Below are 23,702 nucleotides of genomic sequence, written 5' to 3' on the forward strand. Positions count from 1 at the left end.
ATCTGCGATGACGGCATTTTAGCCGCGCTGCAGGCATGCCGCCGGCGTGGTAAGTTCGAGATCTTTCGTACATACATCAACAGGATGACTTCGATGGAATACCGCAGACTCGGCGACTCGGACGTGAAGGTTAGCCTGATCGGTCTCGGCACCATGACGTGGGGCGAGCAGAATACCGAGCAACAGGCGCATGAGCAGATTGCCTATGCGCTGGAGCAGGGCGTCAACCTGATCGACGCCGCCGAAATGTATCCGGTGCCGCCGCGTCCCGAAACGCAAGGTTCGACCGAGCGCTACATCGGCACGTGGCTCGCGCAGAATCGCAGCCAGCGCGAGAAGATCGTGCTCGCCACGAAGATTGCCGGCCCGGCGCGTCAACCGCATAACCCGCGCCATATTCGTGGCGAAGGCAATCAGTTCGACCGCAAGAATCTGACCGAAGCCTTGCACGACAGCCTGAAGCGTCTGCAAACCGAATACGTGGATCTGTATCAGTTGCACTGGCCGGATCGCAGCACGATGACGTTCGGCCGCCCGGCTTATCCGTGGGTCGACGACGCCTACACGGTGCCGATCGAAGAAACGCTGTCGGTGCTGGCGGAGTTCGTGAAGGCGGGCAAGATTCGCCATATCGGCGTGTCGAACGAAACGCCCTGGGGTGTCGCGCAGTTCCTGCGCGCGGCGGAAAAGCTGAATCTGCCGCGTATCGTCAGCATCCAGAATCCGTATAGCCTGCTCAATCGCACTTACGAAGCCGGGCTATCCGAATACGCGCATCGCGACAATATCGGTCTGCTGGCTTATTCGCCGCTGGCGTTCGGCTGGCTGTCGGGCAAGTACGAGGGCGGCGCGCGTCCCGAAGGCGCGCGCATCACGCTGTTCGAGCGCTTCCAGCGCTACAGCAAGCCGCACGCCGTGCAGGCCACGACGCGTTACGTCGAACTGGCGAAGCAGCACGGCATGTCGCCCGCGCAGTTCGCACTGGCTTTCGTCAATAGCCGGCCGTTCGTGACCAGCAATCTGATCGGCGCAACCTCGCTCGACCAGTTGAAGGAAAACATCGGCAGCGCGGCGGTGAAACTGTCGCCGGAGGTGCTCGCCGAAATCGACAGGCTGCACGAATTGCAGCCGAATCCGGCGCCCTGATGCCGGCGTCCGCGGGATCGCGAGCCGTTGCGCTCGCGGCCCCGCGGCCCTGCGTCCTCAACGGGCCGCGGTGTCTTTGCGCAGAGCGTGCGCTTTCATTGCGCACGCTCCCGACCATAGCGCGTGCATCGACCGCGCCTTTCACGTTCAGCGAATCTTCAGTTGCGAGCGCACGGCGTAAAGCGCCACGAGGCTCGCCGTCGCGCAGAACATCAGATAGAAACCCGGTGCGAGCTTGTTGCCGCTCGCGTCGATCAGCCACGTAATCACGAAGGGCGCGAAGCCGCCGAACACCGTGACGCCGATGTTGTAGCTGACGGCAAGGCCGGTGGCGCGCGTCTGCGTCGGGAAAATCTCCGACATCAACGCGGGCAGGGCGCCGAAGTAGGTCGCCTTCAATACGCCGATCCAGATCAGCGCCAGCAACATCGTCGTGAACGACGGATGCGCATTCATGTACATGAAGGTCGGATACACGGTGAGCAGCATCAGGATGGCCGCCACGGCCATGATGCGGATGCGTCCCATGCTGTCCGACAGATGGCCCGCGAACGGCGTGAGCAAGGTCAGCACGAAGCCGGTGGCGAGCGTCGCCGCGAATCCCGTCGACGCCGGCAGATGCAACTGCTTGATCGCGTAAGTCGGCATGTAAAGAATCATGTAGTTGGCCGCCGTCGAAATGACGAGCGAACCGACTGCGAGCAGCATGCGGACCTTTTGCGTGCCGAACAGGTCGCGCAGCGGCGTCCGCGTTTTCGGCTCTTCGTGAAACTCGGCGCCTTCGTCGACATAACGCCGGATGTAGAAGCCGACCGGTCCGATCGCGAGGCCGAACAGAAACGGAATCCGCCAGCCCCACGATTCGAGTTGCGCCGCGCTGAGCTGGCTCGTCAGCAATGCGCCGAAACCGGACGCGAGCAGCGTGGCGAGCCCCTGGCTCGCGAACTGCCAGCTACCCATGAAGCCGCGCCGCTCGGGCGCATGTTCGACCAGAAACGCCGTCGATGCGCCGAACTCGCCGCCCGCCGAAAATCCCTGCACGAGCCGCGACAGCATGATGCCCGCGGGCGCCCACAAGCCGATGGCCGCATACGGCGGCATGACGGCGATCGTCAGCGTGCCGATCATCATCAAGCCGATCGAGAGCAGCAGCGAAGCCTTGCGGCCGGCGCGATCCGCGAGTGAGCCGAGCACGAGTCCGCCCAGCGGCCGGATCAGATACGAGATGCCGAAGGTGCCGAGCGTCAGCATCAGCGAGATCGCTTCGGTGCGCGCCGGGAAAAACAGCTTGGCGATGGTGACCGCGAAGAAACCATAGACGACGAGATCGAACCATTCGAGCGCGTTGCCGATCGACGCCGCGAGAATGATGCGATGGACCTTCGCGCCGGAAGGCCGCGCGGCGCTGGCTTGCAGTGTGGACGTGCTCATCGTGGACGGGCCTCGTGATGGAGTCGGATAGCGGCGTACGGAGCGCCTGGGTTCGTGCGTGACTATGGAAAGGCGGGCATGCGGCGGCGCGATCGTTCGCGACCCGGCGCATGGCGCGGTTTGCGGCTTGGATTGCGCCGCCGCGGTTCGCGATTCAGGCCGCCGGCTCGGCGGCGTGGGTCGAGGCTGCGCTGGCGCTGCGATGCGGCGAGTCGTCGCCGAGGTCCCAGAACAGTCCCGCCATGATTTGCAGACCTTCACGCACGACCGGTCCGAGCAGGTGCTCGTTGGGCGCATGCTGCGAGCACGCCGGATACGAATGCGGCACCCAGATGGTCGGCAGGCCGAGCGTGTCGGCGAAGACTTCGTTGGGCAGCGTGCCGCCGAGGTTGGGCAGCACGGCTGTCTTCTTGCCGGTGGTCTGTTCGAGCGAACCGACGGCCCACGTCACCCACGGATCGTCCGGATTCAGCCGCGTGGCCGGCGCGCCGCGCTCCACATCGATCTCGACTTGCGTATAACCGTGCGCGTCGAGATGCGCACGCAGGTGATGCTCCAGGTTTTCCCAGTCGGTGCCGACCACGAAGCGCAACTGGCAGTGCGCGAAAGCCGACGACGGAATCGCATTCACCGGGTTCTCGGGATTGCCCGCCTTGAAGGCCAGCACTTCGAAGCTGTTCCAGCCGAACACGCGCTCCGGCGGCGTGAGGCCGGGCTCGCCCCAGTTCTCGTCGACCGCCGGGTCGCCCGGACCGCCGCCCACGGTGATGTCCGCGAGCGCCCGGCGCACCGCGTCGGAGATCGGCGGCGGGCGCAGGCCGGCCACGGCGATCACGCCGCGCGCATCGACGAGGCTCGCCAGCGCGTTGGCCAGCACGGTGGCCGGATTGCGCAGCAGACCGCCCCAGTTGCCCGAGTGATGCGCGCCGTCGCGCAGATTCAACGACAACCTGAAATTCACCGAGCCGCGCGAACCGAGGAAGACGGTCGGGCGGCGGGCGGCGAGGCGCGGTCCGTCGGAGGCGATCAGCACGTCGGCGGCCAGATCCCGTTTGTGCGCCTGGCAGATCGCGTCGAGTCCGGGAGAACCGGTTTCCTCGCCCATTTCGATCAGCAGCTTCGCGTTGAAGCCGAGTTGGCCGCCGCGTGCCGCCAGCACGCTCGCCAGTGCGGCGAGGTTGATGCTGTGCTGGCCTTTGTTGTCGGCGGTGCCGCGGCCGTACCAGCGCTCGCCTTCCACCGTCACGGACCACGGCGTGAGCGGCGCGCGCCACTGGTTGTCGTAGCCGCGTACGACGTCGCCGTGACCGTAGATCAGCACCGTGGGCAGATCGTCGCCTTCGTGGCGGTTCGCGATCAGGAACGGGCCGAAACCGTCGGCCGGGTTGTCGACGATGCGCGTGCTGAAACCCAACCGTCCGGCTTCGGGCGTGATCTCGTCGGTCAGATACGCCAGCAGCGTGGCGGCGCGATCGCTTTCCTGGCTCTCGGTGCGAAAACCGACGCGGCGGTTCAGGTCGGCGAGGAAGGCGCCGGATTCGAAATGCTGCGTGGCGTGTTCGATGGCCTCGGTGCGGCTCATGGTTGTCTCCAGTGCAAGGGGGCAGGGCGGCGCGACGCGGGATACGGCGATGTGTCTGTCGCGACGCCTGATGTCGAAACGATTCTAGGTAGCCGTTTTTTTTGTCACAATGATCGTGTTTCGAAGCTTGCGTTGCCGAAAAGGCAAAGGTCGGCGTGTCTGCGGACACCCGCCACGGACACGATCCGGCAGGCGCAAGCGCATGACGCGTGTGTGTGCGAGGACGCGCACGCCCGGCTCACCGGCAACTCACTGACATTCCCATGGCACTTTCTTTGCACGGCATCGCACTACGCTATTTCGTCGAAGTGGCGCGCACTGGCTCGATCAGCGATGCGTCCGCCCGCCTGCATGTCGCGGTGTCGGCGATCAGCCGGCAGATCGCGCGGCTCGAAAGCGAACTGGGCGCGGCGCTGTTCGAACGCCGGCCGCGCGGCATGGCGCTGTCCGAAGCGGGCGAGCGTCTGCTCGCGTACGCGCAGCGCAGCCTGCTGGAGGCGGAGCACGTCATGAAGGAAATAGGCGGCCTGGAAGCCTTGCACGGCAGCATGATCCGGATCGCCAGTTCCGAGGGTTTCGCGGCGGACTTTTTGCCCAGCGCCATGGCCGACTTCCGGCGCGACCACCCCGGCATCGATTTCACGCTGCTCGTCATGTCGCCGGGCGACGCCACCCTGCGTGTGCGCGACGGCGATGTCGATCTCGCGCTCACCTTCAGTCTCGCGCCCGAGAAAGGCGTGAAAGTCGAACACACCGAACGCGCGCCGGTGCTGGCGCTGTTGCGCGCCGATCACCCGCTCGCCACGCGCGCACGGGTTTCGCTGGCCGACCTGAAATCATATCCGCTCGTGTTGCCCGAGCCGGGCACGACGATTCGTCAGTTGATCGACATCACGTGTGCGCTCGAAGGCATCCTGCTGGAGCCGGACCTCACCTGCAACAACAGCGGCGCGATGTACCGCTACGCGCAGAAGTGCGGCGCGATCATGTTCACGGGTTTGCTGTCGGTGCGCGATCGTTATACGGACGACGGTTTCGTCGCGCTGCCGCTCACGCATCCGCAATTGCGCCAGCGCAGTATCCAGGTGCAGACGATGGCAGGACGCGAATTGCCGCCCGCCGTACGCGCGTTTCGCGATCATCTGATTGCCGAGATCGGACGCGGTAAGCCAAATCTCCCTGCCGGAAAGCGAATCACGACCTAAACTGGTGACGGGGCGGCCTGATGCGATGGCGTGCGCCGTGCCGGGCAGGCCTTGCGGCAACGCACACCAGTGGTAGGATTCAGCCCGAAAAATGGAGCACGGCGCGCGGCAGGTGCGCGTCGTCCACAACAGAGCAACATGAATCAGGACATCGAATGGCGCAACAGAAAACCAACCCAAAACTCGAACAGGCGCTCACGCGTGGCGACCTTGCCATCCGTCAGGCCAACTCGGCGCGGGCAACGGCCTTGCTGCGCGCGTTGGGCAAGATGATCGTGGATGCGTCGGCCACCATCGGTGTCGAGGCGTTCACGCTGATTCCCGACGGCGACAAGATCTACGATCCGGCCGACGGTTTGTGGCCGCAGGAATTGCAGGTCTCGCTCGACGGTCCCGTCGAGGACGCCGACCCTGACGAGGTGCGTACCGTCCGACTGATCGCCGACGATCCGGGCACCGTGTTTCGCGTCGAATGGCAGCGGGCCGACGGCAAGATCGGCCGTCAGGACGGCGGCCCGTTCGCGACCGTCGCCTTCATCTCCGACGTCGACATTCCGTGGACCGACGACGAAGACTGACGCATCTGTCAGACCGACGCCGGGAGGGCGCATCCAGATCCCTTGGCCCGGCGTCGAATCTTCATTTCATCATCCGGCGCCGGAACAGCACCGCCGACACCACGAAGCCACCCACCGCATAGGCCGCCAGCACGGCGATGTGCCATAGCGCGTGATCGAGCGGGCGCCCGAGCATGGCCGGGCGAATCAGATCGACCGCATGCGCGAGCGGCAGGAGTTCGGTCACGCCGCGCGCGATCGCGGGCAACTGCGAAATTGGAAAGAACACGCCGGAGAGCAACAGCATCGGCGTGAGCACCAGCGTCTGATAGAACATGAAGAAGTCATACGACGGCGCCAGTGCCGTCACGACCATCGCGACGCTCGCAAACGCGAGGCCGGTTAGTACGATTACTGGCAGGGCTAGTAGCATCGAGGGGAAATTGGCGTAGCCGAGTGCGCCGGCCACCAGCATGATCGCCGCGCCCGACAGCATCGACTTGCTGCCCGCCCACATCACTTCACCCAGCACGATATCGCCGAGCGTCAGCGGCGTATGCATGATCGCTTCCCACGTGCGCTGCACGTGCATGCGCGAGAAACACGAATACATCGACTCGAAACTCGCAGACATCATTACGCTCGGCAGTCGCTTCACGATGTGCCGCAGCAGGCCGCGGCCCTCGAAGAGAGCACCGTATGACTAACCCAATAGCCACGGAAGTATAAAAAGCGCGTGTATTTCGGATTGCGGGTGCCGGTCTCTTATACATGAGGAAAATCACGCATTGATAATGCAATGCGCATCAATTCCGTTATTTTTCGGAGTTGCCTGATGTAAATCGATTCTTTTGAGCGATACGTTTTAATCGTAGCTAACGCTACGCTTCGTTAAACAACGATCATCACTCAATAAGAACAGCAATGATTAATAGACGATTCTTTTTGCGTGCTAGCGCACTCTCGCTTGCGGGTATCGCTTCGCACGCCGCAAAAGCGGCCCCTGCAACCCCTCAACACATCATAGTGGCGCGACATGGTTATACGCTGACGAACGGTGTAACAGCGCTCAAGCGTGATGATGGAGCGTGGATTTTCTGGGTGCGGCTCATCAATTTTGATGATCCTAAAAGCGATATCTCTGGCAGTTTGCAAATAGCAACTGATAGAGCTTTCACACAGATCGTGGACCGCGTGCCACTGACCTTCTCACAATCAAAGTCATTCATCGCACAACCGGTTTATCAGCCTAAGAACGGCAACGTACAGCTTTTCTATCGCTGTGTAGTTGGTTCAGGTCCGTCCGTCGCACCGTCCGTTAGCTCGGTTGTGAACTCGATTTCACCGTGGAATCAAGAATCGAAGGCGGAATGAAATGGCATCATTAGAATTGATTGTGCATGTGATGGATGCTGGCTCCAACAACATGTCGATGTTTCAGGCGTTAATGGGTGTTTTTAATAATCCACGCGACTCGCTATCGATCATGAACACCGGGGCAACGCTGATCGCGACCGTCACGAATGTAACTCCGATCCTGCAACCAATCCGAATCATTACCAATAGCGTGGTCGCGACAACTGTTTTAACCCGGATCGTAGTGGACTGGAGAGACCCGAATAAAAAGGTAGAGCCAGGAGACATTCTAACGCTGGTAAGCGCTTCAGGGATGATCGTTCTTTCGGTATTCGTTCTGGCAGAGATCGGCCCAGGGGCAGCTATAACAATTAACGCAATCGTGATGTCCTCTGATCTTCAATCCGGCTTTCAACCGTATATAACTTCGGCGAAGGTTTTCCTCGGCAATCTACTTTCTAACCTTATTGGACTTACAAGGCCCGCATCTACCGCGAGTAGTTCGTTGTATTGGGGAACCATCAATGCTGAAGCTGGATATGGTCTTTACAGCTACGATGAAATAATGTTCGCAAAAGGCTTGTTTATTTGCATGAGCGATCACGGCACGTCCGGCACTACTTTCTTTCCAAGAGGTACGCCAGTTCCAGGCAGTATTACGCCTATCAATGAAGACGCCTACAAGGATGACTTCTGCCGTAATCTTGCCAAAGAGCAGGGATGGAGTGATGTAGAAAGCGGAGTGGCGTTTTGCAAAAGCTCGACCTACCAGTGAGCGTGAAGACAATGCCGTGGCCTATCAAGGCTTCTTTAGCGAGCTTCGCTGCTGCATTTGGCTGCGAAGCCATTGTCCTGATAGTGATGCTCTACCACTTTTCTCTACCCTGGGCGGGTTATCTGCCTGTCCTCGCCGCGCTGATAGCAAACCCGATGGCAATACGCTGGGCGTTCAAGGGGGAAACAAGGGGCTACACGTTATTAAAATGGATTGCCGCTTTTACTATTCTGTGGATGCATTGGGGCGACGCGTATCTACACGCGCTAGGCTTGTGGGCCATCGCATTGATAGGTGGCTGCGCATGGCTTCGCGTGTTAGCGATGGTGTTGATGCGTCGCAAGGTAGCAAAGGCGTGGATCAACACCAACACCTTGAACTCTGCCAATAGCGTGCGGTAAGCGCGGCATTGTCTGATCGTAGTTTTACGGCCCGCCTTGTGCGGGCTTTTCCATGACTTCCAAACCGCTTGTATTGCAGTCAGCGCCGTATCCACGGCTTGAGCAAGCGGTAAACGGCGAGAGACTTGCGCAGGGCAAGTATCGACCACGCATTGCCCAACACGACCACGGATAACAGCGCGACTCTGCCGGCCACGCTGGCATCGGGGTGCATTGCCTTGAGTACGAAAAGAAACCCGAAGAGGGCCGTGAAGCCTAACATGGCGACCCACTTACCTGGCTCATCCACACCACAAATCTCGCCGGTTGTCAGGTTGCGCCAACCCGCCAGCGTTTGCCAGTTTGCCGGATCACGCAAAACCGCAGTTACGACCATGCCGTTATCGAGTCGGGGATTGCCACTTATCGTCACGGCATATTGCCGCTTTCCCGCAATAGTGGCATTGAATGTAAGGCCCTGTGTTGTGCGGTTGTATCTGTCTTTCACGGCAACGATGCTACCGATATCTTCGAGCGTGACTGTAATGGCGTGGTATGTCATGGGCGCAACGTATCGCGGTGTATGTGGAAACCCTCGAATTTACGTGAAATGCCATCCCGTATTAGCGGCGCTCGGTGTCGCCCATTTCACCGTCGATCATGGCGCGCCCACGCACCGGTAGATTCTTTGACACCGAAGCACCATCGATACATGGCCCATGATGGCGATCGATGAGAATCACCGTGTCGAGCGTTTGGGCCTCGATCAGCATGTGAATGTCCGCAATATCGATGGGACGCTCGAAGGAAGATGAAGCCGTCCGCGGTGAGCCAGGCGTTCGGCCCGAGCAGACCAAAGCACTCGCCAGCGTTCACATGGATCAATCAACGCTCCTCGAAAAGACGTGATTTGCCGGGAAGGCGGCTTATTCCAGGCTATCCCCCAACGCAGGGCGGGTTGTGCAACCCGTGGCCGCGCGGCTTTCTTGCGCCGCCGCATCGGGTTTGCCAGGGTCTTGCCCGTGCGCGCACCGAATTCGGGCAGACCTGGCGTTTTCCATCCCTTGCAAGCTGAATTGCGGCGCACCATGATTCATTCAAACCGCGCACTTCGCGCTAGGGGAGAAAATCATGGCGAGCTACCAGAAAATCCTGTTGTGCTACGACGGCTCGCGCGAGGGGCGCAAAGCGCTACGTTGCGGCGCCGATCTGGCGATGGACCTGAAAGCGGAAACGCACCTGCTCTCGGTGGTGGATATGCGTTCTAGCATCGCGCAAAGCGCAGGCCTGCTGACCGACGTCGCATGCGGCAGTTTCGAGAAGACCGCGCGTGACATCCTGCAGGAAGGCGTGGACTGGCTGACCGAACGCGGCGTCAGTGCGCAGGGGCATTTCGCCTTCGGTCATCCCATCGACGAAATCGCCAATCTTGCCAACGAACTGCACGTCGATCTGGTGGTGGTGGGGCATCGCTGCCGAACCGGCCTGTCGCGCTGGTGGATGGGCGCAGGCAATACGCCGCTGCTCGACCGGGTTTCGTGCAGCATTCTGGTGGCGTGTTCGTCGGCGCAGGAACAGCAGCAGGCCGCTGCCTGATGGCGAGCCGCATGTTCGATGCATGCGGCCCGATTCCCCGGGCTTTGGACTACGACGGGCGTTTGCCCGGCGCGTGCCTCATGGCGTGTTCAGGTCGACCGCGGCGAGTTTCCAGGTGAACAAACCTTCGCGCTGAAAGATTGCGGCGTAACGTGCGTCGCCGGCGCCATGCTGATAGGTGACCACGAACTCGTTGAGTCCGCGATAGGCAGCCGTGGTTTGCGGCGGCTGTTGTGGCGCGGCGGGCTCGGGATTGCCGTTGGCGTTACCGTTTGAATTGCCCGCAGCAGGTGTTGCCGGCGCCGCTTGCTGCGGCGTATCGGGTTGCGGCGCCCCCGGCGAGTTAGCAGCGGCAGGCGGGACGGGCGGACGTTCGCCCGGATTGCCACGCGGCGGCATGCCGTTCAACAGCGCGGCCACGCCATCGGGCGTTGCATACGCATCCACCAGCGGTCCGATCAACGCAACGCCGATCATGGCGCCGATTGCGGCCAATGGATTGCCATTGCTATGCGCGTCGAGCCGACGCGTCAATAAGCCCGACACCTGTTGCTTCAGGCTCTCGCGCAAAGCGGGAAAGTCGACGTATTCGTTGACGGTCGGAGCATCGCGCGCGTCGGCCGCGCGTTTGAGATTGTTCAGCGCGATGTACGGCGTGGCGTAAGCGAAGCCCAGTGCGGCAATGACCGCAATCACGATTAGTGTGACGATCAGCGGCCGTGTTGTGCTGCGCCGCGTGCGTGTTGGAACTGCCATCGAGTGGTGCTCTCCATCAGGTGTGATCTAGGGTGGACAGCGGCCACACGAAAACGATCCCGAGCACGACTTGCGGAGTAAGGGAGACCTGTAAATTCTGTTACGCCTCGAACACCGCGCCGTGTACGTTCGCTTCCTCGGCGATGCAGCGATCGATCATGCGGCACACCGCGTCGACCGTGCCGACCATGATGAGCCGCGACGGCCCGTGATAGACGCGCACCGGTGCGCGACGTGCGGGCTCGGCCGTATTCAGCCCCGAGTTCAGCGAGACGCGTGCAAAAGCCGGCAACGATGACGGCAGGCCGTGCAGGTCGGCGTTGCCGGCCGGCTCGTCGAACAGCGATGGCGTGACGGACGCGGACGACGCCTCGATCAACGAGCAAGGCACCAGCTTGCGCAAATGGCGCAGACGACCGAACTGGCGAAAAGGCAGCAGGCGGGCAAGGCGTTCCATGAGTCTCTCCAGGCGATTCAACGTTGTGACGGCTTTGGCTCGGCGAACCAGCGGACTTTCAGAACTCGCCCGGGCGGATCAGCCCGACGGCGATGCCCTCCAGTGCGAACTCCGCACTGCCGGTTTCAACGAAGATGTTTTCATAATCGGGGTTCTCGGCGATCAGCTCGAGACCGTTCGGCCGGCGCTTCAGGCGCTTGACCGTCACGTCGTCGCCAAGACGGGCGATGATGATCTGGCCGTCTTTGGCTTCGCTCTTCTTCTGCACGGCGAGCAGGTCGCCGTCGAAAATGCCGGCGTCGCGCATGGAGAGGCCGCGCACCTTCAGCAGGTAGTCGGGCTTGCTCGAAAACAGCGCCGGGTCGCAGGCGTAGTGCTGCGCGATATGTTCCTGCGCGAGGATCGGGCTACCTGCCGCCACCCGGCCGATCAGCGGCAGTGACAACTGCATGATGCTGGCGTGCGGCAGCGTGAACTGATGCGGCGCGTCTTCCGGATTGGAAAGCAGCCGGATGCCGCGCGAAGCGCCGGCGGCAAGCTCGATCACACCTTTGCGAGCAAGCGCGCGCAGATGTTCCTCCGCCGAATTAGCCGAGCTGAAACCCAGCTCGGCGGCGATTTCCGCGCGGGTGGGCGGAAAGCCAGTGCGTTCGATGGCCCGGCGGATCAGATCGAAAACCTGCTGTTGTCGTGCGGTGAGTTTGGTCATGTCGCCACTGTATGTATGAACAGGTGACTGTATTTTTATACAGTATTCCGCGCAATTCAAGCATTACTTTAAGTTCGTGGCTCGGGGTGGCGTTCCAGCGCCCCAAATCGACGCTCCAGCATCCGTTTTTGTGCCGCAACGCCTTATCTGGCCGTCATTACCACTTTTGCGTATTAAAGAATGAAGAAACATTATTTTTAATGATGAAAGCGCTTCGATAGACTGGCCTCCAGTTGCAGCTCATGTGCACGTGACCGCGACGCAAAAGAACACCACACGCTGTTTTAGCGGACTACCACGCGGAGAAAGTTGGCATGAATCATCAAGGCACGGGGCTGGCAGGCAAGACCAGAAAACTCATCGCGACGCTCGCTCTCGGCACGGCTGCGGCGTTGGGCGTCGTGGCGCAGGCTCAGGCGGCCGACACGACATTGCTGAACGTTTCGTACGACCCGACGCGCGAGCTGTATCAGGACGTCAACCAGGCATTCGGCAAGGAATGGAAGGCGAAGACGGGCGAGACCATCACCTTCAAGCAGTCGCACGGCGGCTCGGGCGCGCAGGCCCGCTCGGTGCTCGACGGCCTGCAGGCAGACGTGGTGACGCTGGCGCTGGCCTACGACATCGACGCGCTGGCGAGCAAAGGTCTGATCGACAAGGGCTGGCAGAAGCGTCTGCCGGACAACGCGTCGCCGTACACGTCGACGATCGTGTTTCTGGTGCGCAAGGGCAACCCGAAGCACATCAAGGACTGGGACGATCTGGTCAAGCCGGGCGTGTCGATCGTCACGCCGAATCCGAAGACCTCGGGCGGCGCGCGCTGGAACTACCTGGCGGCATGGGCGTACGCGGAACATCTGCCGGGCGGCAACGACCAGAAGGCCAAGGAATTCGTCGGCAAGCTCTACAAGAACGCGGGCGTGCTCGATTCGGGCGCGCGCGGCGCGACCACCAGCTTCGTGCAGCGCGGAATCGGCGACGTGCTGATCGCATGGGAAAACGAAGCGTTCCTGTCGCTGAAGGAGTTCGGTCCGGACAAGTTCGAGATCGTGGTGCCGTCGGTGAGCATTCTGGCCGAGCCGCCGGTCGCGGTGGTCGACAAGGTGGTCGACAAACACGGCACGCGCAAGCTGGCCGAGGCTTATCTGAACTTTCTGTATAGCGAGCAGGGTCAGGAGATTGCCGCGAAGAACTTCTACCGTCCGCGTTCGAACAAGGTGCCGGCCGATCTGACCGCCAAGTTTCCGAAGCTGAAGCTGTACACGGTGGACGACTCGTTCGGCGGCTGGGCCAACGCGCAGAAGACCCACTTTGCCGACGGCGGCGTGTTCGATTCGATCTATTCGCCGCAATAAACACTGACGTCACGATAGCTGCACCTGTTTCACCCGACCGGAAAGCGCGCCCATCGAGCGCGCTTTCCGGCTAGCCAGGCGGCCAGAAAAGAGCCGCCGGCCTCAACCCTGAAGAGTACCCAGCATGACGACGTTGACCTTCCGAAAACCGAGCGCCTTGCCCGGTTTTGGCCTGACACTCGGCATCACGGTGGCTTATCTGAGCCTCGTGGTGCTGATTCCGCTTGCGGCGACCTTCCTCAAGACCGCGACGCTCGACTGGAGCCAGTTCGTGCGCGCCGTCACGTCGCCGCGCGTGCTGGCCTCGTATCGCCTGACGTTTTTCTCCGCGCTTGGCGGCGCGCTGATCAACGCGGTGTTCGGCTTTCTCGTCGCGTGGGTGCTGGTGCGCTACACGTTCCCGTTCAAGCGGATCGTCGACGCCGTGGTCGATTTGCCGTTCGCGTTGCCCACTTCCGTAGCCGGCATTTCGCTCGCGGCGGTGTATGCGGGCAACGGCTGGATCGGACAGTTTCTCGTGCCGCTCGGCATCAAGATCGCCTTCACGCCGGCCGGTGTGCTGGTCGCGCTGACTTTCATCGGTTTGCCCTTCGTGGTGCGCACGGTGCAGCCCGTGCTCGAAGAATTCGAGCGCGAGCAGGAAGAGGCCGCCGCCTGCCTCGGCGCGTCGCGCTGGCTGACGTTTCGCCGCGTGGTGCTGCCGGCCGTGTTTCCCGCCTTGCTCACCGGCTTCGCACTGGCCTTCGCGCGCGCGCTCGGTGAATACGGTTCGGTGATCTTCATTGCCGGCAACGTGCCGATGAAGTCCGAGATCACGTCGCTGCTCATCATCACCAAGCTCGAACAATACGACTACGCGGGCGCCACGGCGCTGGCGGTGGTGATGCTGGTCGTGTCGTTCCTGATGCTGCTGTTCATCAATACCCTGCAGTGGTTCCTGCAGCGTCGCACGAGCAAGGGCGGCGCGGGTCCTGCGCCGGCTGCGGCCAGTGTGTCGGTGATCGGCGTGGGCGGCGTGAGCGGAGGTGCGCGATGAGCCGCGATTCGCTTAAAGACGTGAGCGCCGCCACCGCGGCCGTGGCGGTGGCGCCGCGCGCGCCGCTGAATCTCGCGCGACGACCGGATCCGGTGACCGAGTCGCCGCTGGTGCGCTGGATTCTGACCGGCGTTGCATTGCTGTTTCTCGCGCTGTTCCTGGTCGTGCCGCTGGTGGCGGTGTTCTATCAGGCGCTGAGTAAAGGCGTCGGCTTCTATCTGGAGTCGCTGGCCGATCCGGATGCGCTGTCGGCCATCAAGCTCACGGTCATCACCGCCGCGATCGCGGTGCCCCTGAACCTCGTGTTCGGACTCGCGGCGTCGTGGTGTATCGCCAAGTTCGAATTTCGCGGCAAGGCCTTGCTGACCACGCTGATCGATCTGCCGTTCTCGGTCTCGCCGGTGATCTCCGGTCTCATCTACGTGCTGATGTTCGGCGCGCAAGGCTGGATCGGCCCATGGCTGCAAGACCACAACGTGCAGATCATCTTCGCGGTGCCGGGCATCGTGATGGCGACGATCTTCGTGACCTTTCCGTTCGTCGCGCGTGAGCTGATTCCGCTGATGCAGGCACAGGGCAACGACGAGGAAGAGGCCGCGCACGTGCTCGGCGCGTCGGGCTGGCAGATTTTCCGCCGTGTCACCTTGCCGAACGTGAAGTGGGGCCTGCTGTACGGCGTGATTCTGTGTAATGCACGGGCGATGGGCGAGTTCGGTGCGGTGTCGGTGGTGTCGGGCCATATTCGCGGCCAGACCGACACCATGCCGCTGCACGTCGAAATTCTCTACAACGAATACAACTTCTCGGCGGCCTTCGCCGTGGCGTCGGTGCTGGCGCTGCTCGCACTCGTCACGCTCGGTCTGAAGCTGCTCGCCGAGCGTCATATGTCGGCGGAACTCTCGGCCGCGCGCGACGTGCCGGCCTATGCCGGTCCCGTCACGCCGCCGTCCGTCGCGAATGCGGCGCGTGTGTCGCAACAGAACGCAGTCCAGCACCCGGTCAAGCAAGGAGAGCTGTAATGGGTATCACCGTTCGTAACCTGCAGAAGCGCTTTGGCGATTTCGTCGCGCTCGATAATGTCTCGCTCGATTTTCCGCCGGGTGAACTGGTTGCGCTGCTCGGGCCTTCGGGTTGTGGCAAAACTACTTTGTTGCGTGTCATTGCGGGCCTCGAATACGCCGATGGCGGTCAGGTCGTGCTGCAAGGTCAGGACGTCGCCACGGTCGGCGCGCGCGAGCGCGAAGTCGGTTTCGTGTTCCAGCATTACGCGTTGTTCCGTCACATGACGGTGTTTGAAAACGTCGCGTTCGGGCTGCGTGTGAAGCCGAGGAAAGAGCGCCCGTCGGAAGCGGTGATCCGCGAGAAGGTGCACGAACTGCTCAAGCTCGTGCAGCTCGACTGGCTGGCGCAGCGCTATCCGTCGGAACTCTCGGGCGGCCAGCGTCAGCGGATCGCGCTGGCGCGCGCGCTCGCCGTCGAGCCGAAAGTGCTGCTGCTCGACGAACCGTTCGGCGCGCTCGACGCGAAAGTGCGCAAGGAATTGCGTAGCTGGCTGCGGCGTCTGCACGACGACCTGCACATCTCGACGATCTTCGTCACGCACGATCAGGAAGAAGCGCTCGAAGTAGCCGACCGTATCGTCGTGCTCAATCGCGGTCACGTGGAGCAGGTGGGCAGTCCGCGGGACGTCTACGACCATCCGCAAACGTCGTTCGTCTACGAGTTTCTCGGCGCGGCGAACCGGCTGCACGGCAAGGTCGACGCGAGCGGCTTCGTGGTGGACGGCGCGGCGTTGCCGGTCGCGATCAAGGCCGATTTCAGCGGTCCGGCGTTTGCCTATGTGCGTCCGCACGACCTGCAGTTGTATCCGCAGGCGTCGGGCCATCGCGAGGGCATCGTGGTGGACGTGCGGCGCGTGGTGACGCTCGGTGGGTCGGTGCGCGTGGAGCTTGCCGGTCGCGAGGGCAATCTGCTCGAAGCGGAACTCGACCGCGAATCGTGGCGCGATCTGCAACTCTCGATCGGCGACGGCGTGACCGCGGTGCCGCGCGCGTTGCGGGTTTTTCCGGCGCAGTGAGTGCGCCATGAGCGTGACGAGCCACGTGCTTCGCGCGCTCGCATAATTCGGCATGACAGGCCAGCACAAATAACCTAACTCTGGCTGAAGCGGAGAGACAAGATGAATTTTCAGCAATTGCGCTTCGTGCGCGAGGCCGTCCGTCAGAACATGAATCTGACTGAAGTGGCGAACGTGCTGTACACGTCGCAATCGGGCGTGTCCAAGCAGATCAAGGACCTCGAGGATGAACTCGGCGTCGACATTTTCATCCGGCGCGGCAAGCGTCTGACGGGGCTCACGGAGCCGGGCAAGGCGGTGCATCAACTCATCGAGCGGATGCTGCTCGACGCGGAGAATCTGCGTCGCGTGGCGCGTCAGTACGCCGATCAGGACAGCGGTCACCTCGTCGTGGCAACCACGCACACGCAGGCGCGTTATGCGCTGCCGAAGGTGATCCGTCAGTTCACCGAGGTGTTCCCGAAGGTGCATCTGGCCTTGCGTCAGGGCAGCCCGCAGCAGATCGCGCAGATGATCATCAACGGCGAGGCGGATATCGGCATTTCGACCGAAGCGCTCGACCGCTTCCCGGATATCGTCACGTTTCCGTGCTATTCGTGGCATCACGTGGTGGTCGTGCCGAAAGATCATCCGCTGGTGGGCCGGCCGAATCTCACTCTCGACGAGATCGCGGAATTCCCGATCGTCACCTACGATCAGGACTTCACGGGCCGCTCGCACATCGACCAGGCTTTTGCAAAAGCGGGCGCGCTGCCCGACGTGGTGTTGACCGCCATCGACGCCGACGTGATCAAGACTTACGTGGAACTCGGCATGGGGATCGGCGTGGTAGCGGCCATGGCCTACGATCCGAAGCGCGACACGGAACTGGTAGCGCTCGACACGCAGCATCTGTTCGAAGCGAGCACGACGCGGGTCGGTCTGCGCAAGGGCGCGTTCCTGCGCGCTTACGCTTATCGCCTGATCGAAATGTTCGCGCCGCAGCTGAACGAAGCCGAAATCGCCGCACAACTGCGCGAAGCGGTCTGAGCGTCCGGCAGGGTTCGCGCCGGCCCGGGAGGGGCGGCGCGGCACCGAGCCGGACGTTGTCCCGCGTGGCGGCGTATCGCTTACAATCGCCGCCATGAATACTCCCACTTCTTCCTCCGCAACGCCGCCGGACGCCGCTGTGCCGCTTTTGCCCCGCATCGCCGTGCTGGCGACTGGCGGCACGATCGCCGGCGCCGCCGCCGACGCGACTAACACGTCCGGTTATCAGGCCGGCGTGGTTGGCGTCGATCAATTGCTTTCCGTGGTGCCCGCGCTATCGACGGTCGCGCGCATTCAGGCCGAGCAGATTGCCAGCGTCGACAGCAAAGACATGGCCATGCCGCTCTGGACCACGCTCGCGCAGCGCATCAACACGCTGCTCGCCAGCGACGATGTCGACGGCGTGGTGATTACCCACGGCACGGATACGCTCGAAGAAACGGCCTATCTGCTGCATCTGACCATCAAATCCGCCAAGCCCGTCGTGCTGACGGCCGCCATGCGCCCGGCTTCCGCGCTGTCCGCCGACGGTCCGCTGAATCTGCTGAACGCGGTGACGGTGGCGGCGAGTACGAACGCACACGGGCAGGGCGTGCTGGTCGCGTTCAACAACAAGATTCACAGCGCGCGCGATGTGGTCAAGACCAGCACGTATGCGGTGGATGCGTTCCAGTCGCCCGAAGTGGGCGCGCTCGGTTGGGTGCAGGACGGTCGCGTGGAATTCCAGCGCAGTGTCGTGCGCGCGCATACGCTGCACGCTGAATTCGTGATCGGCGCGAACTGGCCGCACGTGGAAATCGTGTCGAGTTATGCGGGCGTGTCGCGTATCGCCGTTGACGCGCTGGTCGCGGCGGGTGTGCGCGGCATCGTGGTGGCCGGTACGGGTAACGGCTCGATTCACGCGTCGCTGCAACAGGCTCTTTCGGACGCAGTCTCGCAGGGCGTGGCGGTGGTGCGTTCCTCGCGCGTCGGTTCGGGGCACGTGATGCGCAATGGCGCCGCCGCCGACGACGCGCTTGGTTTTGTCAGCGCGGGTTCGTTGAATCCGTACAAGGCGCGCGTGTTGCTGATGCTGGCGCTGGCTGCCGGCAATGCGGGGCCGGTGGCCCTGCAGACGCTTTTCGATACGTATTGAGTGTAATGAAGTAAGGTGCAACGCGGACAGGAATGCGCTGCCGGCATTGCGCGATAAAAAAGCGGCGTTCGAGTCGAAAACTCGAACGCCGCTTTGTTTTTTCGCTCACGGATGGCGATTCACGCGATGTCAGAACCTCACGACACGGCGCGAACGGAGCGGCGGATTACACCGGCGGAATGACCAGAACCTGACCCGGATAGATCTTGTCCGGACTCTTGAGCATCGGCGTATTGGCCTGGAAGATCACGTCGTTTTTCGCGCCGCTGCCATAGTACTTTTCCGCGATTTTCCAGAGATTGTCGCCGGACACGACGGTGTGAAACTGGGTAGGCGCCGCTGCGGGCGTGGTGACGGTCAACTGGTCGTCGACCTTGTCGACGTTCTGCACGTTGCCGGCTGCGACGAGAATCTTGTCTTTAGTCGGCTGGTCGGCGGCTTCGCCGGCCACGGTGACGGTATGACTCGTGCCGTCGTAAGTGACCGCCAGATTGTTCGCGTCGAGACCTTGCGCGCGGATGTAGGTGGCGATGGCGTCGCCCGCGGTCTTGTTGAGCGCGGCGAGATCGGGTGCGGCCGGCGCACTGGCGGCTTGTGCCGGTGTGGAGGCGGCGCCGAACAGCTTTTCGCCGGCTTCCTTGATGAAACTGAGAATACCCATCGAACACACTCCTGACATAGAGGCGCAAGTACGACTGCGCACGGGTTGATGCACTGCTGGCGAACGGAACGGAAGAAACGAAAAAGAAACGACGCGTAGAAGAACGAAGCGAAACCAGGCGAAGGTGACCACTGACACCGGGGACGCAATGACATGACGCAATGACATGCTTCACATGGCATTCGCAATGCGCGACGCGCAACGTTTGATCGCAGCAGGCAGACTCAACGAGTGTAGGAGAAAAGCGCGGAGGGATGTGTCAAAAATGGTGGGAAGCCGGCAACTGGGCCGACAGTCGCGCGGCAGCAGAGAGCGTGCCCGATTGCACGCGCTGCGCGAGTCTGGCGGAAAAGGCATAACGATGAAATCCGACAGCCGGACACCCGACGACGACGTCTGACCGACCAAGGCTTCCCCGGCGCCGCCGGGTGCCGCTGCGGACCCCACTTGCCGCTCTCAGCCCAGAGCGGCACGATTTGCCCGATCCATCGTGCATGCCGCACGACCAACCGGGCGCCCCACCTGCTATGATCGTGACGCGAATCACACAACGGTCACGATCATCGTTGTTGCTCGATGAATTACGGCGGGTGTGGACTCAGGCCGCTTTGGCTTCGCTGTCCGGTGCTTGCGCTACCTCGTAATTCGCCATGATTTCCAGCGCGCGCACCATCGCCGAGTGATCCCATGCCTTGCCGCCGTTCGCCGCGCACACGCTGAACAACTGTTGCGCGCTCGCCGTATGCGGCAGGGCGATGCCGAGCTTGCGTGCGCCGTCGAGTGCGAGGTTCAGGTCCTTCTGGTGCAGTTCGATCCGGAAGCCGGGGTTGAAGGTGCGTTTCGTCATGCGTTCGCCATGCACTTCGAGAATGCGCGACGAAGCGAAGCCACCCATCAGGGCCTTGCGCACGCGCTCCGGATCGGCACCCGAACGCGACGCGAACAGCAGGGCTTCGGCCACCGCTTCGATATTCAGCGCGACGATGATCTGGTTTGCGACCTTGCAGGTTTGACCCGCGCCGTTGTCGCCGATCAGCGAGATGTTCTTGCCCATCAGTTCGAACAGCGGCTTGGCCAGCGCGAAGGCTTTTTCCGGACCGCCGACCATGATGGTGAGCGACGCTTCACGCGCGCCGACTTCGCCGCCGGACACCGGTGCGTCCAGGTAATCCACGCCGAGCGCGTTGATCTTTTTCGCGAAGTCCTGCGTGTCGAGCGGCGAGATCGAGCTCATGTCGATCACGAGCTTGCCTTTGGTGAGACCGGCAGCGACGCCGTCGTCGGCGAACAGTACGTTGGCGACGTCAGGCGTGTCCGGCACCATGATGATGACGATATCGGCAGCTTGCGCGACGGCCGTCGAATCCGCGACGACGGTGGTGGTCTTGCCCAGATCTTCCGGCACCGGATAGGCGCCGTTCACGAACAGTGAATGACCGCCCTTGATGAGGTTGCGCGCCATGTGCGCGCCCATGATGCCGAGGCCGATGAAACCGATCTTTGCCATGTGTCTGAATCTCCAGTGTGTTTGTTCGGGGCGCCCCGTGCGTTGCGCCGGGGCGTGATACTGCGCGATCGAAGCGCGTGGCGCCGCTCGATCAGGCTGCGGCGTGGGCTGCGCCGCGGGTTTGTCCTGCCACGCTCTGCACCCAGCCGAGGCCGGCGGCGGTGGTGGTACGCGGCTTGTATTCGCAGCCGATATAGCCGTCATAGCCGAGCGAGTCGAGCAGGTCGAACAGGAACGGGTAGTTGATTTCGCCGGTGCCCGGTTCGTTGCGGCCGGGGTTGTCGGCGAGCTGGATGTGGGCGATCTGCGGCAGATTCTTTTTGATCGTCGCGGCGAGTTCGCCTTCCATCCGTTGCATGTGATAGATGTCGTATTGCAGGAACAGATTGTCCGAGCCGACCGCGCGAATCACGTCGAGGCCTTCGCTCGAGCGGTTCAGTGCGAAGCCGGGGATGTCGTAGGAATTGCACGGCTCGACCAGCAGCTTGATGCCCGCTTTTTTCAGCTCGCCCGCGGCGAAACGCAGATTCTCGACGATCGTCGTGCGCGCCTTGTCCGCGTCGACGCTCGCACCCGGAATGCCGACGAGGCAGTTCAGTTGCGGCACCTTCAGTGCCTTCGCGTACTCGATCGCGCGGCCCACGCCTTCCTGAAATTCGCTGACGCGATCCGGCAGGCAGGCAATGCCGCGTTCGCCCGCTTCCCAGTTGCCGGCCGGCAGGTTGTGCAGCACGAGCTTCAGACGGTTCTGCTGCAAACGCTCGCTCAGTTCCGCGATCTGATACGGATACGGAAACAGGAATTCGACGGCATTGAAGCCCGCGTCCGACGCTGCCGCGAAGCGGTCGAGGAACGGGAGTTCGTTGAACAGCATGGTGAGGTTCGCTGCAAATTTCGGCATGGTGCGTATATCTCGCTGGTCGGTCAGGGGAGTGCTTCGCGGGCGCGGCATATCGATGCCGCGCCGCGCTCATGTGCTGCAAAAAAGGCGAGTGGTGCTGCGCAAACTCAGTCGAGGATGCTGATTGCCGTCGGCGCATCCGCGCGCTTTTCGGCCAGCTCTTCGAACTCGTTGATGGCGTCGATCTCGGTGCCCATCGAGATATTGGTGACGCGTTCCAGAATCACTTCGACGATCACCGGCACGTTGAACTCGGAGAGCATGGATTGCGCTTTTTGCAGCGCGGGCTTCAGTTCTTCCGGCTTGAACACGCGGATCGCCTTGCAACCCAGACCTTCCGCCACGGCGACGTGGTCCACGCCATAGCCGTTGGTTTCCGGCGAGTTGATGTTCTCGAAACCGAGTTGCACGCAGAAGTCCATATCGAACGCGCGCTGTGCCTGACGGATCAGGCCGAGGTACGAGTTGTTCACCACCACGTGCACGTACGGCAGCTTGAATTGCGCACCGGCCGCGAGTTCTTCGATCATGAACTGGAAGTCGTAGTCGCCGGACAGCGCGACGATCGGACGTTGCGGGTCTGCGGCGCGCACGCCGAGCGCAGCCGGAATCGTCCAGCCGAGCGGGCCGGCCTGACCGCAGTTGATCCAGTTGCGCGCCTTGTACACATGCAGGAATTGCGCACCGGCGATCTGCGACAAACCAATCGTGCTCACGTAGCAGGTATCGCGGCCGAACACCTGGTTCATCTCTTCGTACACGCGCTGCGGCTTCATCGGCACGTTGTCGAAGTGAGTCTTGCGGTGCATGGTCTGCTTGCGTTGCTGGCAATCGGCAACCCAGGCGGCGCGATTCTTCAGCTTGCCCGCGGCCTTCCATTCCTTCGCCACTTCGACGAACAGTTCGAGCGCGGCTTTCGCATCCGAGACGATGCCGAGGTCCGGTCCGAACACGCGGCCGATCTGCGTCGGCTCGATATCGACGTGCACGAACTTGCGGCCCTTCGTGTAGACCTCGACGCTGCCCGTGTGACGGTTAGCCCAGCGATTGCCGATGCCGAGCACGAAATCGGAGGCGAGCATGGTCGCGTTGCCGTAACGGTGCGAGGTCTGCAAGCCGACCATGCCGGCCATCAGCGGATGGTCGTCGGGAATCGCGCCCCACGACATCAGCGTGGGAATCACCGGCACGCCGACGGTTTCGGCGAATTCGACCAGCAGGTCTTCGGCTGCCGCGTTCAGCACGCCGCCGCCGGACACGATCAGCGGTTTCTCGGCGTCGTTGAGCAGGGTGAGGGCGGCTTCGATCTGCTTGCGCGTCGCTTTCGGCTTGTAGACCGGCAGCGGTTCGTAGGTGTCGATGTCAAACTCGATTTCGGCGAGCTGCACGTCGATCGGCAGGTCGACCAGCACCGGACCCGGACGGCCCGAGCGCATCAGGTGGAAGGCCTGCTGGAACACACGCGGCACGAGTGCCGGCTCACGCACGGTGACGGCCCACTTGGTGACCGGCTTGGCGATCGATTCGATATCGACGGCCTGGAAGTCTTCCTTGTAGAGACGGGCGCGCGGCGCCTGACCCGTGATAGCGAGAATAGGGATCGAGTCGGCCTGAGCGGAATACAAACCGGTGATCATGTCGGTGCCGGCAGGGCCCGACGTGCCGATGCACACGCCGATGTTGCCCGGCTGGGCACGCGTGTAGCCCTCGGCCATGTGCGACGCGCCTTCGACGTGGCGCGCGAGCACGTGGCTGATATTGCCGGCTTTGCGCATGGCCGAATAGAACGGGTTGATCGCAGCGCCCGGCACGCCGAATGCGGTGTCGATGCCTTCTTTTTCGAGCACCAGCACGGCTGCGTCGACGGCTCTCATCTTGGCCATGAATGTCTCCTGAATGTCTTGGGGTGTGCGGAAATCAAGGTGTTGGATGCACTTTAGGACGCCTCCAAAGGTTTGATAAGATCAGTCCGGGTCGCTTATTTCGAAACAAAAAGTATGGAATAGCGGACGCGGCCGTTTGCATGGAAGCGCGGCGGCAGAACAGAGGAG

The 23,702-nt window shown here is 62.2% G+C and carries 24 protein-coding genes and 1 pseudogene; 13 read left to right on the forward strand and 12 right to left on the reverse strand.

The annotated features are described in order from the left end of the window. Positions 1-93: 93 nt before the first annotated feature. On the forward strand, positions 94-1,146 hold the full coding sequence (locus P3T18_RS18600; protein WP_429301423.1) for an NADP(H)-dependent aldo-keto reductase: 1,053 nt from the start codon (positions 94-96) through the stop codon (positions 1,144-1,146). 147 nt (positions 1,147-1,293) lie between these two features. Here the strand turns inward: P3T18_RS18600 and P3T18_RS18605 are convergent, their stop codons facing one another. Beyond that, positions 1,294-2,577, reverse strand: a complete 1,284-nt coding sequence (locus tag P3T18_RS18605) for an MFS transporter (RefSeq protein WP_429301424.1) — start codon at positions 2,575-2,577, stop codon at positions 1,294-1,296. Positions 2,578-2,731: 154 nt separating this feature from the next. Beyond that, positions 2,732-4,159, reverse strand: a complete 1,428-nt coding sequence (locus P3T18_RS18610) for a M20 family metallopeptidase (protein WP_429301425.1) — start codon at positions 4,157-4,159, stop codon at positions 2,732-2,734. 263 nt (positions 4,160-4,422) lie between these two features. On the opposite strand from P3T18_RS18610, the gene P3T18_RS18615 reads away from it, so the two are divergent. Beyond that, positions 4,423-5,364 carry a LysR family transcriptional regulator gene (locus P3T18_RS18615; RefSeq protein ID WP_429301426.1) on the forward strand — a complete coding sequence of 314 codons (942 nt, stop codon included), beginning with the start codon at positions 4,423-4,425 and terminating at the stop codon, positions 5,362-5,364. Positions 5,365-5,519: 155 nt separating this feature from the next. Continuing rightward, a complete protein-coding gene (locus P3T18_RS18620; protein ID WP_042323888.1) occupies positions 5,520-5,942 on the forward strand; it encodes a hypothetical protein in 423 nt (140 codons plus the stop codon). Positions 5,943-6,003: 61 nt separating this feature from the next. Here P3T18_RS18620 and P3T18_RS18625 read toward each other — a convergent pair. After that, positions 6,004-6,564: pseudogene (locus P3T18_RS18625) on the reverse strand (ABC transporter permease); the annotation flags it as partial. A 281-nt stretch (positions 6,565-6,845) separates the two neighbouring features. Here P3T18_RS18625 and P3T18_RS18630 point away from each other — a divergent pair. From P3T18_RS18630 to P3T18_RS18640, 3 genes are read left to right on the forward strand one after another with little or no spacing between them, the layout of a single operon-like run. Continuing rightward, positions 6,846-7,295 carry a hypothetical protein gene (locus tag P3T18_RS18630; protein WP_429301427.1) on the forward strand — a complete coding sequence of 150 codons (450 nt, stop codon included), beginning with the start codon at positions 6,846-6,848 and terminating at the stop codon, positions 7,293-7,295. Position 7,296: 1 nt separating this feature from the next. Next, positions 7,297-8,052, forward strand: a complete 756-nt coding sequence (locus P3T18_RS18635) for a hypothetical protein (RefSeq protein ID WP_429301428.1) — start codon at positions 7,297-7,299, stop codon at positions 8,050-8,052. Continuing rightward, on the forward strand, positions 8,028-8,453 hold the full coding sequence (locus tag P3T18_RS18640; protein ID WP_429301429.1) for a hypothetical protein: 426 nt from the start codon (positions 8,028-8,030) through the stop codon (positions 8,451-8,453). The genes P3T18_RS18635 and P3T18_RS18640 overlap by 25 nt, the downstream gene beginning before the upstream one ends. 79 nt (positions 8,454-8,532) lie before the next feature. Here the strand turns inward: P3T18_RS18640 and P3T18_RS18645 are convergent, their stop codons facing one another. Beyond that, a complete protein-coding gene (locus tag P3T18_RS18645) occupies positions 8,533-8,994 on the reverse strand; it encodes a hypothetical protein (protein ID WP_429301430.1) in 462 nt (153 codons plus the stop codon). A 61-nt stretch (positions 8,995-9,055) separates the two neighbouring features. Next, a complete protein-coding gene (locus P3T18_RS18650; RefSeq protein WP_429301431.1) occupies positions 9,056-9,205 on the reverse strand; it encodes a hypothetical protein in 150 nt (49 codons plus the stop codon). A 358-nt stretch (positions 9,206-9,563) separates the two neighbouring features. Here P3T18_RS18650 and P3T18_RS18655 point away from each other — a divergent pair, with 358 nt between their 5' ends. Further along, complete coding sequence (locus P3T18_RS18655) at positions 9,564-10,028, forward strand: universal stress protein (protein WP_007182130.1); 465 nt, start codon at positions 9,564-9,566, stop codon at positions 10,026-10,028. A 78-nt stretch (positions 10,029-10,106) separates the two neighbouring features. On the opposite strand, the gene P3T18_RS18660 is transcribed toward P3T18_RS18655, so the two are convergent. The 3 genes from P3T18_RS18660 to lexA all read right to left on the reverse strand — a co-directional run bounded on the left by P3T18_RS18660 (position 10,107) and on the right by lexA (position 11,950). After that, a complete protein-coding gene (locus P3T18_RS18660; RefSeq protein WP_429301432.1) occupies positions 10,107-10,784 on the reverse strand; it encodes a DUF2939 domain-containing protein in 678 nt (225 codons plus the stop codon). Between the two features lie 100 nt (positions 10,785-10,884). Continuing rightward, positions 10,885-11,241: a hypothetical protein gene (locus tag P3T18_RS18665; RefSeq protein WP_429301433.1), complete on the reverse strand. Its 357-nt coding sequence runs from the start codon at positions 11,239-11,241 to the stop codon at positions 10,885-10,887. Between the two features lie 58 nt (positions 11,242-11,299). Further along, positions 11,300-11,950, reverse strand: coding sequence for a transcriptional repressor LexA (gene lexA / locus P3T18_RS18670; protein ID WP_429301596.1), 651 nt, complete (start codon positions 11,948-11,950; stop codon positions 11,300-11,302). Positions 11,951-12,264: 314 nt separating this feature from the next. Here lexA and P3T18_RS18675 point away from each other — a divergent pair, with 314 nt between their 5' ends. The 6 genes from P3T18_RS18675 (at position 12,265) to P3T18_RS18700 (ending at position 18,582) form a co-directional block, all read left to right on the forward strand. Further along, entirely contained in the window at positions 12,265-13,305 is a 1,041-nt protein-coding gene (locus P3T18_RS18675) for a sulfate ABC transporter substrate-binding protein (protein WP_429301434.1), read from the forward strand. Positions 13,306-13,429: 124 nt separating this feature from the next. Beyond that, positions 13,430-14,341 carry a sulfate ABC transporter permease subunit CysT gene (cysT, locus tag P3T18_RS18680; RefSeq protein ID WP_429301435.1) on the forward strand — a complete coding sequence of 304 codons (912 nt, stop codon included), beginning with the start codon at positions 13,430-13,432 and terminating at the stop codon, positions 14,339-14,341. Continuing rightward, positions 14,338-15,360: a sulfate ABC transporter permease subunit CysW gene (gene cysW / locus P3T18_RS18685; protein WP_429301436.1), complete on the forward strand. Its 1,023-nt coding sequence runs from the start codon at positions 14,338-14,340 to the stop codon at positions 15,358-15,360. The genes cysT and cysW overlap by 4 nt, the downstream gene beginning before the upstream one ends. Then, on the forward strand, positions 15,360-16,418 hold the full coding sequence (locus tag P3T18_RS18690) for a sulfate/molybdate ABC transporter ATP-binding protein (RefSeq protein ID WP_429301437.1): 1,059 nt from the start codon (positions 15,360-15,362) through the stop codon (positions 16,416-16,418). Before cysW ends, P3T18_RS18690 begins: the two co-directional genes overlap by 1 nt. A 102-nt stretch (positions 16,419-16,520) precedes the next feature. Continuing rightward, entirely contained in the window at positions 16,521-17,447 is a 927-nt protein-coding gene (locus P3T18_RS18695) for a CysB family HTH-type transcriptional regulator (RefSeq protein ID WP_091794591.1), read from the forward strand. A 94-nt stretch (positions 17,448-17,541) separates the two neighbouring features. Next, positions 17,542-18,582 (forward strand): asparaginase, encoded by a 1,041-nt coding sequence (locus P3T18_RS18700; RefSeq protein WP_429301438.1) that lies wholly within the window; start codon positions 17,542-17,544, stop codon positions 18,580-18,582. A 166-nt stretch (positions 18,583-18,748) separates the two neighbouring features. Here the strand turns inward: P3T18_RS18700 and lysM are convergent, their stop codons facing one another. The 4 genes from lysM to gcl form a co-directional block, all read right to left on the reverse strand. Continuing rightward, positions 18,749-19,243, reverse strand: a complete 495-nt coding sequence (lysM, locus tag P3T18_RS18705; RefSeq protein WP_429301439.1) for a peptidoglycan-binding protein LysM — start codon at positions 19,241-19,243, stop codon at positions 18,749-18,751. 598 nt (positions 19,244-19,841) lie between these two features. Then, positions 19,842-20,750, reverse strand: a complete 909-nt coding sequence (locus tag P3T18_RS18710) for a 2-hydroxy-3-oxopropionate reductase (RefSeq protein ID WP_429301440.1) — start codon at positions 20,748-20,750, stop codon at positions 19,842-19,844. Between the two features lie 91 nt (positions 20,751-20,841). After that, positions 20,842-21,651: a hydroxypyruvate isomerase gene (gene hyi, locus P3T18_RS18715; RefSeq protein ID WP_429301441.1), complete on the reverse strand. Its 810-nt coding sequence runs from the start codon at positions 21,649-21,651 to the stop codon at positions 20,842-20,844. A gap of 107 nt (positions 21,652-21,758) precedes the next feature. Next, complete coding sequence (gene gcl, locus P3T18_RS18720) at positions 21,759-23,534, reverse strand: glyoxylate carboligase (RefSeq protein ID WP_429301442.1); 1,776 nt, start codon at positions 23,532-23,534, stop codon at positions 21,759-21,761. Positions 23,535-23,702 lie beyond the last annotated feature (168 nt).

This window comes from Paraburkholderia sp. GAS199, assembly GCF_050436585.1.
In the GTDB taxonomy this organism is placed as follows: domain Bacteria; phylum Pseudomonadota; class Gammaproteobacteria; order Burkholderiales; family Burkholderiaceae; genus Paraburkholderia.